The sequence below is a fragment of the Streptomyces sp. NPDC059816 genome (assembly GCF_042732055.1).
Lineage (GTDB): Bacteria > Actinomycetota > Actinomycetes > Streptomycetales > Streptomycetaceae > Streptomyces.
In genome coordinates, this window is sequence record NZ_JBHWIQ010000002.1 from 503,272 (window position 1) to 522,305 (window position 19,034).

1 protein-coding gene is annotated in these 19,034 nt (G+C 71.9%); it reads right to left on the reverse strand.

Annotated elements, in window-relative coordinates; genetic code table 11:
* Positions 1–4: 4 nt before the first annotated feature.
* Positions 5–19,018 (reverse strand): non-ribosomal peptide synthase/polyketide synthase, encoded by a 19,014-nt coding sequence (locus ACFV88_RS04815; RefSeq protein WP_385485990.1) that lies wholly within the window; start codon positions 19,016–19,018, stop codon positions 5–7.
* Positions 19,019–19,034 lie beyond the last annotated feature (16 nt).

The window sequence follows — 19,034 nt, forward strand, 5'->3', positions numbered from 1 at the left end:
TCACTCACTCCTTCTCGCCTGAGAGCTTGCTCTGAAGCGCATCGATCTGGCTCTGTGCCAGGGCGACGAGCGGAAAGTCCGAAGGTGCCTGCTTGTCTTGGTGCGTTTCCGGGTGGTGGGCCGCGAGCCCCGTGAGCATCGCCACCCACCCGTCGATCAGGTCCTGGAGGGCCGCCTGATCGAGGGGTCCGACCGGGCAGACCAGGGAGACCGTCAGTTCGGGGCCTTCCGGCAGGTCCCGAACGATGCCGCCCGCCTCCAGCAGATGGGCGGCGGGAGTGTCCGCATCGGCCGTGCCGCCGAGCACCGAGTCCCCCGCCGGCTGCCAGGCGGTGTCCCCCTGCGGGTCCGCCTGGCCGGCGCCGAACCGGCCCAGGTAGTTGAAGCCGATCTGGGGGCTCGGCAGCCCGGCCAGCGCCTCGGAGGTCTTGGGGTTGAGGTGGCGCAGCAGCCCGAAGCCCAGCCCGTCGCCGGGCACGGCCCGCAACTGCTCCCTGACCCGACGGACCAGTCGGGCCACCGCTGGGCCCCCGGAGCGGATCACCGCGTACTCGGTGGTGCCGGGGTCGAGCCGCACGGGGTGGCTGCTCGTGAACCAGCCGACCGTACGGGTGAGGTCCATGTCGTCGGAGAGCGGCTCACGGCCGTGACTCTCGATGTCGACCAGTACACCGCCCGCCAGGTTGCGACCCTTGCGGCGCCGCCATTCGCCGACGGCTGCCACCAGGCCGGCCAGCAGCACGTCGTCGACGCCGGCGTCGAAGGCCGCCGGGACACGGGTGAGGAGGTCATTCGTGACCGGAACCGGGAGCCTGGCCTCGATCAGCCGCACCCCGCCGGCGACGGTGTCCACCGCGGGGTCGAGTGCGCGCTTGCCGAGCAAGGGGTTGGGTCCGCGCAGGGAGCGCGTCCAGGTGGACAGTTCGGCGGTCCGCTCGGAGCTCAACGCCTCGTTCTCCAGGGTCCTGGCCCAGCGCCGGTAGGACGTTCCGCGCACCAGGTCCGGAGTCCCGCCGTCGGCCAGGGCCGCGGCTGCGGCGGCGAGGTCGGGCACGAGCACGCGCCAGGAGACTCCGTCGATCACCAGGTGGTGGGCGACCAGCAGCAGACGCCCGGGGGCGTCGGGTCCCGCGTCGAACCAGACCGCCTGGAGCATCGCGCCGGCCCGCGGGTCCAGCCGGTCCACCGCGCGGCGCCCCTCTGCCTGGAGCAGTTCGGCGGCCGTTTCGACGTCCAGCCCCGCGGTGTCCACCCGCAGTAGGCGTTCGGCCGCCGGGACCGGTCCGGGTACCTCCAGGTAGGTGGAGTCGTCGGTGACGAGCCGGGCGCGCAGGATCTCGTGGTGGTCCAGCACCGCTTGGAGGGCCGATTCCAGCAGGGTCAGGTCGAGGCCGGCGGGAGTTTCGATCAGCATCGACTGGGACAGCACCCCGGTCAGTGCCGCGGGGCCGGAGCGCTCCACCAGGTCCAGCATGACCGGGGTGAGCGGGGCCCGTCCCGTGCCGATGTCGTCCTCTCGGGGGCCCGCGCCCGCCTCGTGGGCATCGGTGGTCACGGCGACCGCGGCGAGCGCGGCCGGGGTCTTCCGTTCGAACACCTGTCGAGCGGTGATCACCACACCGGCGCGCCGGGCCCGGGCCACCATCAGCATCGACATGATCGAGTCGCCGCCGAGTTCGAAGAACGAGTCCTCCGCGCCGACCCACTCCAGGCCCAGGACGTCGCGGAACAGCCCGCACAGCAGTTCCTCGACCGGGGTCTGTGGACCCCGACCGGCCGACACCGTCACCTCGGGCGCGGGCAGGGCCGCCCGGTCGAGCTTGCCGTTCACCGTGACGGGCAGGGTGTCGAGCGCCATGACCGCGGACGGCACCATGTACTCCGGCAACCTGCCCGCGACGAGCTCGCGGAGCGCGTTGGTGTCGAGCGAGTCGCCCGCCGCGACCACGTACGCGACGAGCCGCTTGGCGCCCGGCTGGTCCTCCCGGACCACCACCGCCACCTGACCGACCGACTCGTGCGCGGCGAGGACCGCCTCGACCTCACCCGGTTCGATCCGAAAGCCCCGGATCTTCACCTGGTCGTCCGCCCGCCCGCCGAACAGCAGCTCGCCCCGCTCGGTCCACCGTGCGAGGTCACCCGTGCGGTACATCCGCCCACCGAACGGCGAGGCGATGAACCGCTCGGCGGTCAGTCCCGGGCGGCTGTCGTAGCCGCGGGCGAGTCCGGCGCCCGACAGGTAGAGCTCGCCCGTCACACCGGGCGGGACCGGGCGCAGGAACTCGTCCAGGACGTACGCCCGACTGTTGTCCATCGGCCGACCGATCGGCACCGCATCAGGCACGACATCGGACACGGTGTACGGAATCTCCGTGGTGAACGCCGTCGTCTCGGTCGGGCCGTACGTCGTCCGCACGATCAGATCGGGGTGCACTTCGAGGAGGGCCCGGATCGCGGACGCGGAGACTACGTCACCACCTGTCGAGACCTCACGGACCCCGGCGAAGATCTCCGGCGACTCCTCCGCCAACACCCGGAACAGACCCGCCGTCGCGTGGACGTTGGTGACCCCGTAATCGGCGATCAACCGACCGCGCTGAGCCGCGTCCAGATCACCCGAGGGCGCCACGACCAGCTGACCACCACGCGCCAACGGCACCCACAACTCGTACGTCGACGCGTCGAAGGCGTGGTTGGCCTGCACCAACACCCGCTCCACCACATCATCACGCCACGCCCGGTCCGCAACGAACGCCGCAACATTGCGATGCGTGACCGCAACACCCTTCGGCCGACCCGTCGAACCCGACGTGTACATCACGTACGCGAGGGATTCCGGAGACACCACGGGAGCCGTGCTGAGCGGAGCAGCCGCCAGAACATCGGTCACCGGGACGGTTTCCAGGCCCTCCCACACCCGGTCAGCGACGACCACCGACACCCCGGCTTCGGACACCACACCCTTGAGGCGAGCAACGGGATGCGCCGCGTCCAGCGGAACGTACGCCGCACCCGACTTCAGTACGCCGAGGAGCACCGCCACCAACTCCGGTGAGCGGTCCATCAGCACGCCCAGCCGGCCGCCCGGGCCCACGCCGCGGCTCGCCAACCATCCCGCCACGCGGTCGGAGAGGGCGTCCAACTCGGCGTAGGACCAGTGCGCTTCGCCTCCCACCACGGCCGCGGCGTCGGGCGTGCGTGCCATCTGCGCCGCGAACAGGGCCGGGACCGTCGAGGCGGGCAGCTCCCGTTCCGTGGCGTTCCAGTCCTGGACGACCGTGCGTTCCTCGTGGGGTTCCAGTACGTCGAGGTCGGCGAGGCGCAGTCGCGGGTCGGCGCCGACCTGGTCCAGGATCCGTGCGAGCCGTTCGGCCAGGGTCTTGACCGTCGGTCCGTCGAACAGGTCGGCGGAGTACTGGACGCCGCCGCCGAGGCCGGCCGGTGCGCCGTGGTCGTCGTGGTGTTCGGTGAGGTTGACCGAGAGGTCGAAGCGGGACGGGAGGGCGGCGTCCGGGAGGGTTTCGGACTCCTGCTGCTGCATGGTCAGTCCGGGCAGTCCCCACTCCGCGGTGGGGATGTTCTGGAGCACCAGCATGATCTGGAACAGCGGGTGGCGGGCGAGGGAGCGTTCGACGCCGATGTCGTCGACGAGCCGTTCGAAGGGCACGTCCTGGTGGGCGTAGGCGGCGAGGTCCGCCTCCCGGACCCGGGTCAGGAGCTCCTCGAACGTCGGGTTGCCGGTCGTGTCGGCGCGCAGCACCAGGGTGTTGACGAAGAAACCGGCGAGGTCCTCCAGTGCGGAGTCGCCGCGTCCGGCGACGGCGGTGCCGACGGGGATGTCGGTGCCGGCGCCGAGTCGGGTCAGCAGCATGGCGAGGGCGGTCTGCACGACCATGAACAGGGTTGCGGAGCCTCGTCGGGCCGCGTCCAGCAGGCCCGCGTGGGTGGCCGGGCCGAGGTCGAGCGGTACGGAGCCGCCCCGGAACGTGGGAATGGCGGGGCGGGTCCGGTCGGTGGGGAGGGCCAGTTCCTCGGGGATTCCGGCGAGGGCGTCGCGCCAGTGGGCGAGTTGGGCGCTGATCAGGCTGTCCGGCTCGTCGAGGTCGCCGAGGACCTCGCGCTGCCAGATGGCGTAGTCGGCGTACTGGACGGGCAGCGGCTGCCAGTCGGGGGCGGAGCCGTCGCGGCGGGCCCCGTAGGCGGTGCGCAGGTCGCGGGCGAGTACGCCCATGGACCAGCCGTCGACGGCGATGTGGTGGGCGACCAGCATCAGGACGTACTCGGCGGAGGTTCCGGACGGCGTGTCCGTGGTGGTTGCGTCGGCGTCCGTGGTGGTGAGGTCCGTGCGGACCAGGAGTTCCGTTCGCCAGGGCAGGTCACGGGCGAGGTCGAAGCCGCGGGTGGCGGCGTCGGCCAGTGCGTCGGGCAGTTCGGGTCCGGTGACGTGTCGGACGCGCAGTGGCGGCGCCGAGTCGAGCAGTCGGGGGCGCGGGCTGCCGCCGGTGGCGGGGAACACGGTGCGCAGGGTCTCGTGCCGGTACGCGACGTCCCGTAGGGCCGCTTCGAGGGCTTCGACGTCCAGCGGGCCGGAGAACCAGAGGGCCAGCGGCACGTTGTCGGCCGACTGGGCTCCGCTCTCCTGGAGTTGGTTGAGGAACCACATGCGTTGCTGTCCGAACGACAGCGGGAGGACTTCGGGGCGTTCGCGGGCGACGAGGCCGGTGCGGGTGCCGTCCTCGTTGGCCTCGACCAGTCGGGCGAGTGCGGCGACGGTCGGGGTGCCGAACAGCTCCCGCACGGTGATCTCGGTGTCCAGGACCGCGCGGACGCGGACGACGAGCCGCATCGCCAGCAGGGAGTCGCCGCCGAGGTCGAAGAAGGAGTCGTCGGGGCCGACCCGGTCCAGGTCCAGTACCTCGGCGTAGAGCGCGCAGAGCGCTTCTTCCGCCGCGGTGGCGGGTGCCCGTCCGGTGTCGGCGGCGTACTCGGGGGCGGGCAGGGCGGCGCGGTCGAGCTTGCCGTTCACGGTGAGCGGCAGGGCGTCCAGTTCCACCACGGTGGGGACCATGTACTCGGGCAGGTGCTCGGCGGCGAAGTCCCGTAGTCCGGTGAGGTCGGCGTCCGCCCTGGGCACGGCGTAGGCGACGAGGCGCTTGACGCCCGGGGTGTCCTCCCGGGCGAGCACGCCGACCTGGGCGACGGCGGGGTGCCGGGTGAGGACGGCCTCGATCTCGGCGGGCTCGATGCGGAAGCCGCGGACCTTCACCTGGTCGTCGGCGCGCCCCACGAACTCCAGCGTGCCGTCGGGCAGCCAGCGTACGACGTCGCCGGTGCGGTACATGCGGGCGGCGGCGGGTGCGAAGGGGTCGGCGAGGAACCGTTCGGAGGTCAGGGCGGCGCGGTCGAGGTAGCCGCGGGCGAGGCCGGTCCCGGCGATGTACAGCTCGCCGGGCACCGCTTCGGGCACGGGCCGCAGGGCGCCGTCGAGCACGTACACCCGCATGTTCGCCATCGGGCGGCCGATGGGGACGGAGTCGGGTACCCCCTCGGCCCGGGTGAGGGGGTGCGCGGTGGCGAAGGTGGTGGTTTCGGTGGGGCCGTAGCCGTCGACGACGGTGGTGCCGGGGGACGCTTCGAGGACCCGGCGGACCGCTGCGGCGGGCACGGCCTCGCCGCCGGTCCACACCTCGCGGACGCCGTGGAAGCAGCCGGGCGCCTCTTCGGCCAGCAGCCGGAAGAGTCCGGCGGTCAGCCACAGTGCGGTGATCCCCCGGTCGGGGACGAGGCGTTCCAGGGCGCGGGCGTCCACGTCGGGGGGTGCCACCACGAGGGTGCCGCCGCCGAGGAGGGGGACCCACAGTTCGTAGGTGGAGGCGTCGAAGAACTGCGGCGAGTGCAGCAGGACGCGTTCCCGGCTGCCGCTGCCGTCCCAGCGGGGGTCCAGGGCCAGTCCGATGACCGCGCGGTGGGTGACCGCGACGCCCTTGGGGACGCCGGTGGAGCCGGAGGTGAACATCACGTACGCGAGTTGCTCGAGGTGGCCGGGCCGGTCCGGGTCGGAGGTGGGGTCGGTGGCGGTGGTCGCCGGTTCCCGGGCCGTGTCGGACGGTTCGGCGTCGACGAGGACGACGGTGTCGGCGCGCTCGGCCGCCGCGGAGGTTAGCAGGGCGCGGTCCGTCAGCAGGACGGTGGCCGAGGCGTCGTCGACGATGCGTCGGAGCCGGTCGGCCGGGGCGTCGGCGTCCAGGGGCACGTAGGTCCCGCCGGCCTTCAGCACGGCGAGGATCGACACGATCAGTTCGGGGGACCTGCGGTGCAGTACGCCGACCCGGTGTTCGGGGCCCACGCCGAGGGCGATCAGCCGGTGGGCCAGTCGGTTGGCGCGGCGGTTGAGTTCGGCGTAGGTGGTGGGGGTGCCGTCGTGGTCGACGGCGATCGCGTCCGGGGAGCGGCGGACCCGCTCTTCGAAGAGTTCCGGCAGGGTCGCTTCGGGCAGCGGGTGCGCGGTGTCGTTCCACCGGGTGACCAGCCGCTCGTGTTCGGATTCGAGGAGGAAGCGGATGCGGCTGGTCGGGGCGTCGGGGGCGGCGGCCATCGCGGTGAGGATGCGCCGGGTGCGGTCCACCAGGGTCTGCACGGTCGCCTCGTCGAAGAGGTCGGGCCGGTAGTCGAGGCGCAGTTCGAGTCGGTCGGCCGGGGACGCGATCAGGGTGAGCGGGTAGTGGCTGGCCTCGTCGCCGCTGCCCCCGGTGATCCGCAGTCCGCCGAGTCGTTCGCCGGAGTCCGGGTCGTGGGGGTAGTTCTCGTAGACGACGAGGGTGTCGAAGGTCGCCCCGGGGCCGGCCAGGCGTTGGATCTCGGTGAGGCCGGTGTACTGGTGGGCGATGAGTCCGGCCTGCTCGGCCTGGAGGGCGGTGAGCAGGTCGAGGACGCTCTGCCCGGGGTCGATGCGGACCCGGACGGGGACGGTGTTGATGAACAGCCCGAGCATCCGCTCGACCCCGGGTATCTCCGCGGGCCGCCCGGCGACGGTCGTCCCGAAGACGACGTCGTCACGGCCGGTGAGCAGGGCGACGAGCACCGCCCAGGCGCCCTGGACCACGGTGTTCAGGGTGAGGCCCTGGGCCCTCGCCGTCTCCCGCAGTGCGGTGGTGACCCGGGCGTCGAGCAGGGCGGTGACGTGCTGGGAGCGCAGGGGTTCGGCGTCCCGGTCCATCCGGGTGACCAGGGTCGGTTCGGTGACGCCGGACAGGGCGGTCCGCCACGCCTCGGCGGAGACCTCGCGGTCCTGGCGGTCCAGCCAGGCCAGGTAGTCGCGGTACGGGGTGACGGGCGGCAGTCCGGAGGCGTCGCCGCCGGCCGCGTAGACCTCGGACAGTTCGCCGAACAGCAGCGGCATCGACCAGCCGTCCAGGACGATGTGGTGCATCGTCATGACGAGGCGGTGACGGGCCGGCCCGGTCCGCAGGAGCAGGAAGCGGAGCAGGGGCGGGGTGGTCAGGTCGAACCTGGTGTGTTCCTCCGCGGCGAGCCGCAGTGCCTCGGTCTGCGCTTCGGCCGGGGGCAGCGACGACAGGTCCACCTCCCGCCAGGGCGGCCGGACGCCGGTGGCGACCACCTGGACCGGGGTGCCCGCCCCGGTCCGCTGGCGGATTCCGGTGCGCAGGCTGGCGTGGCGGTCCAGCAGGGCCTGCCAGGAGGCGCGGAGGGTCGCCGGGTCGAGGTCGCCTTCGAGGTCGAGGGTCCGCTGGCCGACGTACACGTCCTTGGTGCCCTCGTCGTACCGGGCGTGGAAGAGCATTCCCTCCTGGAGCGGGGACAGCGGCCAGATGTCGGTCAGGTCGGGGACCGCTTCCTCCAGCTCCTCCACTTCGTGCTGGTCGAGGTCGACGAGCGGGAAGTCGGAGGCGGTGTGTCCGCCGCCCGCCGGGTCGGCGGCGCGGGTGGCGAGACCGGTCAGCATCGCGACCCAGTGGGAGGTGAGTTCCTGGAGCGCCTGCTGCTCGACGAGTCCGGCGGGGCTGCCCAGGCTGAGGGTCATCTCGGGGCCGTCCGCCAGGTCACGGACCAGGCCACCGGCTTCGAGGGCGTGCAGCAGGGCCATCCGGGGATCGGCGGCGCCACCGAGGACCGTACTGGAGTCGGGACTCCAACTGCCGCCCGTGTCTGTGTTGTTGGCGGTGTTGGTGGTGAAGCGGCCCAGGTAGTTGAAGCCGATCTGCGCGCTGGGCAGGGCGTCGAAGGCCGCTGCCGTCGCCGGGTTGGCGTACCGGAGCAGACCGTAGCCGAGGCCGTCCCCGGGGACCGCCCTGATCTGTTCCTTGACCGTCTTCAGCAGCCGGGCCGCCTCCGGGCCGCCCGCCCGGACTCCGGCGCCGTCGACGCCCTCGGCGTCCAGGCGCAGCGGGTGGGAGCTGGTGAACCAGCCGACCGTGCGGGTGAGGTCCATGAACTCGGCGAGCGGCTCCCGGCCGTGGCCCTCCACGTCGACGAGTACGGGGCCGGGGGTGCCGCGCCATTGCTGCACGGCGGCGACCAGGCCGGCCAACAGGACGTCCTCGATCCCGGCGTGGAAGGCGGCGGGCACCCGGGTCAGCAGGTCGGCGGTGACCGACGCCGGGACCCGCACCTCGACCTGGTGGGCGCCCGCGGCTGCCGTGTCGACGTCGGGGTCGAGCGCCCGGCCGCCGAGCGGGGTGTCCGAACCCTCCAGGATCGCCGTCCACTGCGGGAGTTCGGCGAGCCGGTCGGCGCTGGTGGCCTCCCGGGCGAGCGCCAGCGCCCACTGGCGGAACGACGTTCCCACCGGGTCCGGGCGGTGGTCCGCCGACGGTTCGCCCGCGGCGTCGTAGGCCGCGGCGAGGTCCGGTACGAGGACCCGCCAGGACACTCCGTCGACCGCGAGGTGGTGCACCACGAGCAGCAGCCGACCGGTGGTGTCGGGGCCCCGGTCGAACCAGACCGCACGCATCATCGGGCCGGTGACCGGGTCGAGTTGCTGCACGGCGGTGCGCTCGGCGCCGCGGATCAGTTGGGTGAGGTCCCCGTCGCTCGCGTCGACACGGTCCACCGGCACGGTGACGGTTCCCGCGTCGGGGACGGTCAGTCGGTCCGGTGCGCCGTCGACCAGTTCCAGTCGGGCGCGCAGTACGTCGTGGTGGTCCACGACCGCGTGGAGTGCCGCCTCCAGTCGGGGCAGGTCCAAGCCCGCCGGTACCTCCACGGCCGTCGACTGGGAGAAGGTGCCCGTCAACGCCACCGGCCCGGCCCGTTCGACCAGTTCGCGCATCACCGGTGTCAACGGCACCGCGCCGACCGCCGGCACCGCGGCGCCGTCCGGCGCCCCGGCGCCCGACAGTTCCCGGGCGACCACGGCGAGCCCGGCCGGGGTCTTCCGCTCGAAGACCTCGCGCGCCGTGATCACCACACCGGCCCGCCGCGCCCGCGCCACCACCAGCATCGACATGATCGAGTCGCCGCCCAGCTCGAAGAACGAGTCCTCCGCGCCGACCCGGTCCAGGCCCAGCACCTCGCCGAACAGGCCGCAGAACAGTTCCTCCACGGGTGTCCGCGGACCCCGGCCCTCGGACACCCGGATCTCCGGGGCCGGCAGGGCGGCCCGGTCCAGCTTCCCGTTGACCGTCACCGGCAGGGCGTCCAGGACGACGAACGCGGCCGGCACCATGTACTCCGGCAGGGTCAGCGAACCGTGCTCCCGGAGCGCTTCCGTGTCGACGCCCTCGCCCGCCGGGACGACGTACGCCACCAGGCGCTTCACGCCCGGCTGGTCCTCCCGGACGACCACCGCCACCTGGCCGACCGACGCGTGCGCGGCGAGGACGGACTCCACCTCGCCCAGCTCGATGCGGAAGCCGCGGATCTTCACCTGGTCGTCGGCCCGGCCCAGGTAGACCAGCTCGCCGTCCTTGGTCCAGCGCGCCAGGTCTCCCGTCCGGTACATCCGCTCGCCGGGAGCGCCGAACGGGGAGGCGACGAAACGTTCGGCCGTTAGCCCCGGGCGCCCCGCGTACCCGCGGGCGAGTTGGACGCCCGCGAGGTGGAGTTCACCCGACACCCCCGGGGGCACCGGCCGCAGGGAGTCGTCCAGTACGTACGTCTGCGTGTTCCACACCGGTCGGCCGATCGGCACGGGGCCGGCGGGGGCCCCGTCGGTGCCGTCCCAGGCGGTCACCTCGACCGCCGCCTCGGTCGGTCCGTACAGGTTGTGCAGGCGCACCCCGATCCGCTCGCGGAACTCCGCCACCAGCTCGCCCGTGAGGGCCTCGCCGCTGGCGAAGACGCGGCGCAGTCCCGGGCAGTCCCCCGGGCCGACCTCCTGGAGGAACGCCCCCAGCATCGACGGCACGAAGTGGATCACCGTCACCGCGCGGCGTTGCACGACGTCGACCAGGTAGGCCGGGTCCCGGTGCCCGCCCGGCCGCGCCATCACCAGCGCGGCGCCCGTGAGCAGCGGCCAGAACAACTCCCACACGGAGACGTCGAAACCCGTCGGCGTCTTCTGGAGCACCCGGTCCTCGGCGGTGAGGCCGTAGGTGTCCTGCATCCACAGCAGCTTGTTGGCGATGGACCGGTGGCTGACCACCACGCCCTTCGGACGGCCGGTGGACCCCGAGGTGTAGATGACGTACGCCGCGGTGCCCGGGGTGGGCGGGGTACCCGGTGCCGTGGTGGGGTACGAGGCCACGTCCCGGACGGTGTCGGGCGCGTCCCACACCGTCCAGCCGTCGGCACCCGCCCGGTCGCCGCCGGTGGAGGCGGTGCACAGGACCACGGTGGGCGCCGCGTCGTCCAACACGTAGGCGATGCGCTCGGCCGGGTGGTCCGGGTCCACCGGAACGTACGCGGCCCCGGCCTTCAGCACGCCCCACAGCACCACCGACAGGTCGACGGACCGCTCCAGCAGCAGCGCGACCCGACTACCGGGGCGCACCCCGCGGGCGCCCAGCCAGTGCGCGACCTGGTTGGCGCGCTCGTCCAACTCCCGGTACGACAGCGTGGACCCTTCGTCGGTGACCGCCACCGCATCGGGGGTCCGCCGGGCCTGGGCCACGAACAGGTCGGGCAGGGTGGTGGGTTCGACGGGCCGCCCGGTGTCGTTCCAGGTCCGGACGACGAGGTCGCGCTCGTCGGCGCTCATGACCTCGAACTCGTCGGCGTGCCGGCCCGGGGCCCGGGCCACCTGGTCGAGGAGCCGTTCGAGCCGCACGGCGAGGGTGCGGGCGGTGTCCTCGTCGAACAGGTCGACCGCGTACTGGAAGCCACCCTCGATGCCGGTGGGCGCGCCCTGCTCGTCGCGGCGTTCCACCAGCCCGAGGGAGAGGTCGAAGCGGGCCGAGAACGTCTCGTCGGCCAGCACGGGACGGACGTCCAGACCGTCGAGGCCCCAGGAGGCGTCGGCGCCGGGCGTGTTGTCGACGGTGAGCAGCACCTGGAACAGGGGGTGCCGGGACAGCGACCTGGCCGGGCTGAGGTCGTCCACCAGCCTCTCGAACGGCACGTCCTGATGGGCGAAGGCGGCGAGGTCCGCCTCCCGGACCCGGGCGAGCAGCTCCTCGAAGCTCGGGTTCCCGGCCGTGTCCGTGCGCAGCACCAGGGTGTTGACGAAGAACCCGGCGAGGTCGTCGAGCACCGGATCGGGGCGCCCCGCGACGGGTGTGCCGACGGGGATGTCCGTGCCCGCGCCGAGCCGGCTGAGCAGCAGGGCCAGTGCCGCCTGCACCACCATGAACACCGTCGCCGAACCGCGTCGGGCGACGGCCGCGAGTCCGGCGTGGGTGTCCGGGCCGACCGTCATCGGGACCCAGCCGCCGCCGAACGTTCCGACGGCGGGCCGGGGCCGGTCCGCGGGGAGGTTCAACTCGTCGGGAAGTCCGGCGAGCGCCGTCCGCCAGTAGCCCAGCTGGGCGTTCAACAGGCTGTCCGGGTCGGTCAGTTCGCCGAGCGTCTCGCGCTGCCACAGGGCGTAGTCCGCGTACTGGACCGGCAGCGGGGACCAGTCGGGGCCCGCACCGTCGAGACGCGCCGCGTACGCGGTCCGCAGGTCCTCGGACAGGACGCCCATCGACCAGCCGTCGACGGCGATGTGGTGGGCGAGGAGGAGCAGAACGGACTCCGACTCGGAGACCGCCAGCAACTCGGCCCGCCACGGCAGGTCCCGGGTCAGATCGAACGGCTGGCTCGCCAACTCCGCCATGACACGCGCTAGTTCGGCTTCCGTGACCGTCCGAGTGCGTAAGGCGGGGCGCCCGTCGGGTCCCTCGACGACGAGTTGTCGGGCGACGCCCTCCGCCGCGGGGAAGACGGTGCGCAGGGTCTCGTGCCGGTCGGCCACGTCCCCCAGGGCCGCTTCCAGCGCGCCCGTGTCCAGCGCACCGGTCAGTCGCAGCGCCAACGGCATGTTGTAGGCCGCGGCGGCACCCGACTCCTCCAGCCGGTTGAGGAACCACATCCGCTGCTGTCCGAACGACAGCGGCAACTCGGCGGGGCGCTGCTCCCGGGCGACGATCCCGGGCCGCGCCGGACGCCCCGGGACCTCGGTGATCCGTGCGGCGAGACCGGCCACGGTCGGGGTCGTGAACAGTTCACGGATGCCGACCTCGGTGTCCAGGGCCGCGCGGATCGACGCGACCAGCCGCATGGCGAGCAGCGAGTCACCGCCGAGTTCGAAGAACGAGTCCTCGACGCCCACCAGGTCCGCTCCGAGGACCTCGGCGAACAGTCCGGCGAGGATCTCCTCCAGGGGGGTGGTGGGCGTCCGGCCGGAGGTCGGTTCCTGGGTCGGAGCGGGCAGGGCGGCCCGGTCCAGCTTGCCGTTGGGCGTCAGCGGAACGGCGTCCAGGACCACGACCGTCGACGGCACCATGTGGTCGGGCAGGGTCAGCGCCGCGAAGTCCCGCAACGCCTTGCCGTCCAACGGCACGGGAGCGGCGGAGGGCGCGGGCACCACGTAGGCGACGAGGCGTTTCACGTCCGGTTGGTCCTCGCGCACCACCACCACTGCTTGGCCCACGGATTCGTGGGAGGCCAAGGTCGCCTCGACCTCACCCGGCTCGATACGGAACCCCCGCAGCTTCACCTGGTCGTCCACACGCCCCACCACGACCAAGCCGGCAGCACCGCCGCTGTCGCCGTCGCTGTCGCTGTCGTTGGCCCAGCGGACCAGGTCACCCGTCCGGTACATCCGCTCACCCGCACCACCGAACGGGCACGCCACGAACCGCTCCGACGTCAAACCCGAACGACCCACATACCCCCGAGCAACCCCACCACCCCACACATACAACTCACCCACCACACCACGCCCCACCGGACGCAACCACTCATCCAACACCGCCACGCCCGCACCCCACACCGGCCCACCCACAGCCACGCCCACGCCGGTAGTCGTGGTGGGCGTCAGCGCGTGCGACATCGTCGCGCACACCGTCACCTCGGTCGGCCCGTACGCATTGACCAAGCCGCCCGACAATCCGGGGCCCCAGCGCTCCACCAACCCCGGCGGGCACACCTCACCCGCCACCACCACCGACACCACCGAACCCGGCAACGACCCCACCCCACCCAACACCGACGGCGGCAACGTCACATGCGTCACCCCGAACTCCCCCAACACCACCTCCACATCCACAAACGGCGGCATCCGATCACCCGGCACCACCACCAACGCAGCACCCGACCACAACGCCATCCCCACCTCAGACACCACCGCATCAAAACCCAGCGCCGCGAACTGCAACACCCGCGAACCCACCCCCAACCCCAACCGCTCCACCTGCGCACCCACCAAACCCCCCAACCCCACATGCGACACCACCACCCCCTTCGGCACACCCGAAGACCCCGACGTAAACACCACATACGCCCCATTCGCCGGCACCAAAGGCCGCAACCGATCCCCATCCACAACCTTGGCCGACGACAACCCCGCCAGTTCCTCAAGCCCCCACACCCACCGCTCCACACCCTCAGGAACCAACCCCACAGTCCCCGCCTCACACACCACCAACCCCACACCCGCACCCTCAAGAATCAACCCCACCCGACCCGCCGGATAACCCGGATCCACCGGCACATACACCCCACCAGCCTTCAACACACCGATCATCACGACAACTTGATCGATCGAGCGATCCATCACCACCGCCACCCGATCCTCCGCACCCACACCCCGCGCAATCAACGCACGCGCCACCCGATTCGCCCGACCATCCAACTCCTCATACGACAACGAACCACCCACACCCACCACAGCCACCGCACCAGGAGTCCGCGCCACCTGCGCCTCAAACCCCTCCGACCACAACACCACCGGCGCTACCCCATCACCCACCACCGGCACCGGATCACCCTCAACCACCACACCCAACCCACCCACCCGCACCCCAGAATCCAACGCAACCTGCCCCAACACCCCCACCAACCGACCCACCAACAACCGCACCGACACCTCATCGAACAAATCCAACGCAAACTGCACATCCCCACTGATCCCCACCGGCACACCCCGCCCATCACGCCGCTCCGCGAGGCTGAGCGACAGATCGAACCGGGCGGGCAGTACCTCGTCGGGCAGCGCTTCGGCACTCAGCGGAAGCACGGTCAGGCCCGGCAGGTCCCAGGGTTCGGCGGGGGCGTTCTGGAGCACCAACATGATCTGGAACAGCGGGTGCCGCGAGAGGGAACGCACCGGGTTCAACTCGTCCACCAGCCGCTCGAACGGCACGTCCTGGTGGGTGTAGGCGGCGAGGTCGGCGTCCCGGACCCGGGCGAGCAGTTCATCGAACGACGGGTCACCGCTGACGTCGGTGCGCAGGACCAGAGTGTTGACGAAGAAGCCGGCGAGGTCGTCCAGCTCACGGTCGGCGCGCCCGGCGACCGCGGTGCCGACGGGAATGTCGGTACCGGCGCCGAGTCGGGCCAGCAGCATCGCGAGGGCCGCCTGCACCACCATGAACACCGTTGCCGAATGCTGCCGGGCGAGGTCCACCAGCGCGGCATGGGTCGCACCGTCGATGTCGACCGGAACCGACCCGCCCTCGTACGAGGCGACGGTCTTCCGGGACCGGTCCACGGGGAGCGTCAGCTCCTCCGGCAGGTCAGCCAGTGCCGTACGCCAGTAGTCGAGTTGCCCGCTGATCAGGCTGTCCGGGTCGCTGGGGTCGCCCAGCGTGTCGTGCTGCCACAGGGCGTAGTCGGCGTACTGAACGGGCAGGGGCGACCAGTCGGCCGGGGTACCGGAACGGCGTGCCTCGTACGCGGTCCGCAGGTCACGGGAGAGAACGCCCATCGACCACCCGTCGACGGCGATGTGGTGGGCCACCAACAGCAACACGGACTCCGTGTCGGACAGCACCAGCAGGGTGACCCGCCAGGGCAGCTCCCCGGCCAGGTCGAAGCCCTGCGCGGCCTCGGCCACCAGCACCGCGGGGAGGTCGGCCTCGTCGATCGGACGCACCTCCAGCACGGGGCGACCCGCCGCACCGGTCAGGACGTGCTGTCGGGGCACCCCCGCCGTGTCGGGGAAGACCGTGCGCAGGGTCTCGTGCCGGTCGGCGAGGTCGCCCAGCGCGCCCTCCAGAGCCGACACGTCCATCACGCCGGACAGTCGTAGCGCCAAGGGCATGTTGTACGCCGCGCCGACGCCCGCTTCCTCCATCCGGTTGAGGAACCACATCCGCTGCTGTCCGAACGACAGCGGCAACACCTCGGGGCGCTCGCGTACGACGATCCCGCTCCGGCCGCTCTGCCGAGCGCCTTCGATCAGCCGCGCGAGTCCGGCGACGGTGGGCGTGCCGAACAGTTCACGGATGCCGACCTCGGCGTCCAGGGCCGCACGGACCCGGGCCGTGAGCCGCATGGCGAGCAGGGAGTCACCGCCGAGGTCGAAGAAGGACTCCTCGGCGCCGACCCGGTCCCGCCCCAATACCTCGCCGAAGAGCCCGCAGAGCAGTTCCTCCAGCGGGGTCGCCGCGGCCCGGCCGCCTCCGTCGCCCAGGTCCGGCGCGGGGAGCGCGGCTCGGTCGAGCTTGCCGTTCACCGTGACGGGCAGGGTGTCGAGCGCGATGACCGCGGACGGCACCATGTACTCCGGCAACCGCTCGGCCACCCGGGCGAGCAGGGCTGCCGTGTCCACGTCCGCCCCTGCGGCCACCACGTATGCGACGAGCTGCTTGACGCCCGGCTGGTCCTCCCGGACGATCACCGCGGCCTGGCCCACCGACTCGTGCGCGGCGAGCACCGCCTCGACCTCACCCGGCTCGATCCGGAAGCCCCGGATCTTCACCTGGTCATCGGCACGCCCCGCGAACAGCAACTCACCGCCCGCCGTCCAACGAGCCAGGTCACCCGTGCGGTACATCCGCCCACCACCGTGCGGCGAGGCCACGAAACGCTCAGCGGTCAGACCCGGACGACCGTCGTAGCCGCGGGCCAGACCGGCTCCCGACAGGTAGAGCTCACCCGTCACACCGGGCGGCACCGGGCGCAGGAACTCGTCCAGGACGTACGCCCGACTGTTGTCCATCGGCCGACCGATCGGCACCGCATCAGGCACGACATCGGACACGGTGTACGGAATCTCCGTGGTGAACGCCGTCGTCTCGGTCGGGCCGTACGTCGTCCGCACGATCAGATCGGGGTGCGCATCGAGGAGAGCACGGATCGCGGACGCCGACACGACATCGCCACCCGTCGACACCTCACGCACACCCGCGAAAATCTCCGGCGACTCCTCCGCCAACACCCGGAACAGACCCGCCGTCGCATGGACATTGGTGACCTTGTGCTCGGCGATCAACCGACCGCGTTCAGCCGCGTCCAAGTCACCGGAAGGCGCCACGACCAACTGACCACCACGCGCCAACGGCACCCACAACTCGTACGTCGACGCATCGAAGGCATGGTTGGCCTGCACCAACACCCGCTCCACCACATCATCACGCCACGCCCCATCCGCCACGAACGCCGCGACATTGCGATGCGTGACCGCAACACCCTTCGGCCGACCCGTCGAACCCGACGTGTACATCACATACGCCAGCGCATCCGGAGACACCACGGGAGCCGTGCTGAGCGGAGCAGCCGCCAGCACATCGGCCACCGGGACCGTGTCCAAGCCCTCCCACACCCGGTCCGCGACCACCACCGACACCCCGGCCTCGGACACCACGCCCCTGAGGCGAGCAACGGGATGCGCCGCGTCCAGCGGAACATACGCCGCACCCGACTTCAGTACGCCCAGGAGCACCGCCACCAACTCCGGCGAACGGTCCAGCAGCACGCCGACCCGCCCACCGGTTCCCGTACCGCGCTTCGACAGCCAGCCCGCAACCCGGTCCGACCGGGCGTCCAAATCGGCGTACGACCAGGACGTCTCGGCGCCGATCACCGCCACCGCGCCGGGCGTGCGCGCCACCTGCGCCGCGAACAGCTCGGGAAGCGTTTCGACGGGGACCTCACGGTCCGTGTCGTTCCAGCGCCGGGTCACCTGGTCGTGTTCGGAGCCGTCGAGCACGTCGAGGAGAGGTACCGGCAGGTCCGGGTCGGCGGCCACCTGTTCCAGTAGGCGCCGCACCCGCTCCCCGAGGGCGCGGACCGTCTCCTCGTCGAGGACGTCAGGCCGGTAGTCGAGCTGGAGCTCAAGTCGCTCGGAGGGCGAGACGACCAGGGTCAGGGGGTAGTGAGCGGCTTCCTCGCCGCCCCCGCCGACGATGTGCAGTCCGCCGAGGTCACGTCCGGCGTCGGGGTCGTGCGGATAGTTCTCGTACACGACCAGGGTGTCGAACGCCGAGCCGGGGCCGGCGGTGCGCTGGATCTCGGCCAGACCGATGTGCTGGTGCCCCATGAGCTCGGCCTGCTGCGCCTGGAGTCCGGTGAGCAGCTGGGCGATCGTGAGCCGGGCGTCGAGCGTGACCCTGACCGGGATGGTGTTCATCAGCAGGCCGAGCATCCGCTCGACCCCGGGGAGTTCGGCGGGGCGTCCGGCGACCGTGGCGCCGAAGACCACGTCGCTCCTGCCGGTGAGCACGCCGAGCAGGGCGCCCCAGACCCCTTGCACCACGGTGTTGAGCGTCAGTCCGCGCACCCGCGCCGTCTCGCGCAGCGTTCGGGTCAGCGGCTCTTCCAGTTGGAGGACGACGTGTCGGGGCTGCACCGACTCGGCGTCCCGGTCCAGCGGGGCCAACACGGTGGGCTCGGTGACGTCCGCGAGCAGCTCACGCCAAGCGGTCCGGGCGGCCTCCGCGTCCTGGCGGTCGAGCCAGGCGAGGTAGTCGCGGTACGGGGTGACGGGAGGCAGGCCGGACGCGTTGCCGCCGGCCGCGTGGATGTGGGAAAGCTCCTCGAAGAGCACGGGGAGCGACCAGCCGTCCATGACGATGTGGTGCATGGTGATGACCAGGCGGTGCCTGGTGTCGCCCAGCTTCAGCAGGAGCAGCCGAAGCAGCGGGGGCTTCGTGAGGTCGAAGCGCTGGTGTTCCTCGTCCGTGAGCCTGCTGATCCCGGCGTCCGGGTCGGGCAGGTCGGAGAGGTCCACCTCCCGCCAGGGCAGCACCACCCCCGCCGAGACCACCTGCACCGGATCTTCCAGGCCCGCCGGCTGCGGGAACGCGGTGCGCAGACTGGCGTGTCGATCGAGCAACACCTGCCAGGACCGGCGCAGCGACTCGCCGTCCAGCTGGCCTTCGAGGTCGACGAAGCGCTGGCCCACGTAGGCGTCGTTGCCCGTCTCGTCGTAGCGGGCGTGGAAGAGGAGTCCTTCCTGCAACGGGGAGAGCGACCACACGTCCACCAGATCGGGAACCGCCGCCTCCAACTCCTCCACCGCACCCTGCCCCAGCCCAGCCACCAACGGGAAGTCCGACGGCGTATGCCCCCCACCCGACTCCTCCACCACATGCACCACCACACCCCGCAACACCGCCACCCACGCCTCACCCAGCGCCTCCAACTCCACCTCACCCAACACCCCCACCGGGCACACCAACGACACCGTCAACACCGGCCCCACACCCTCC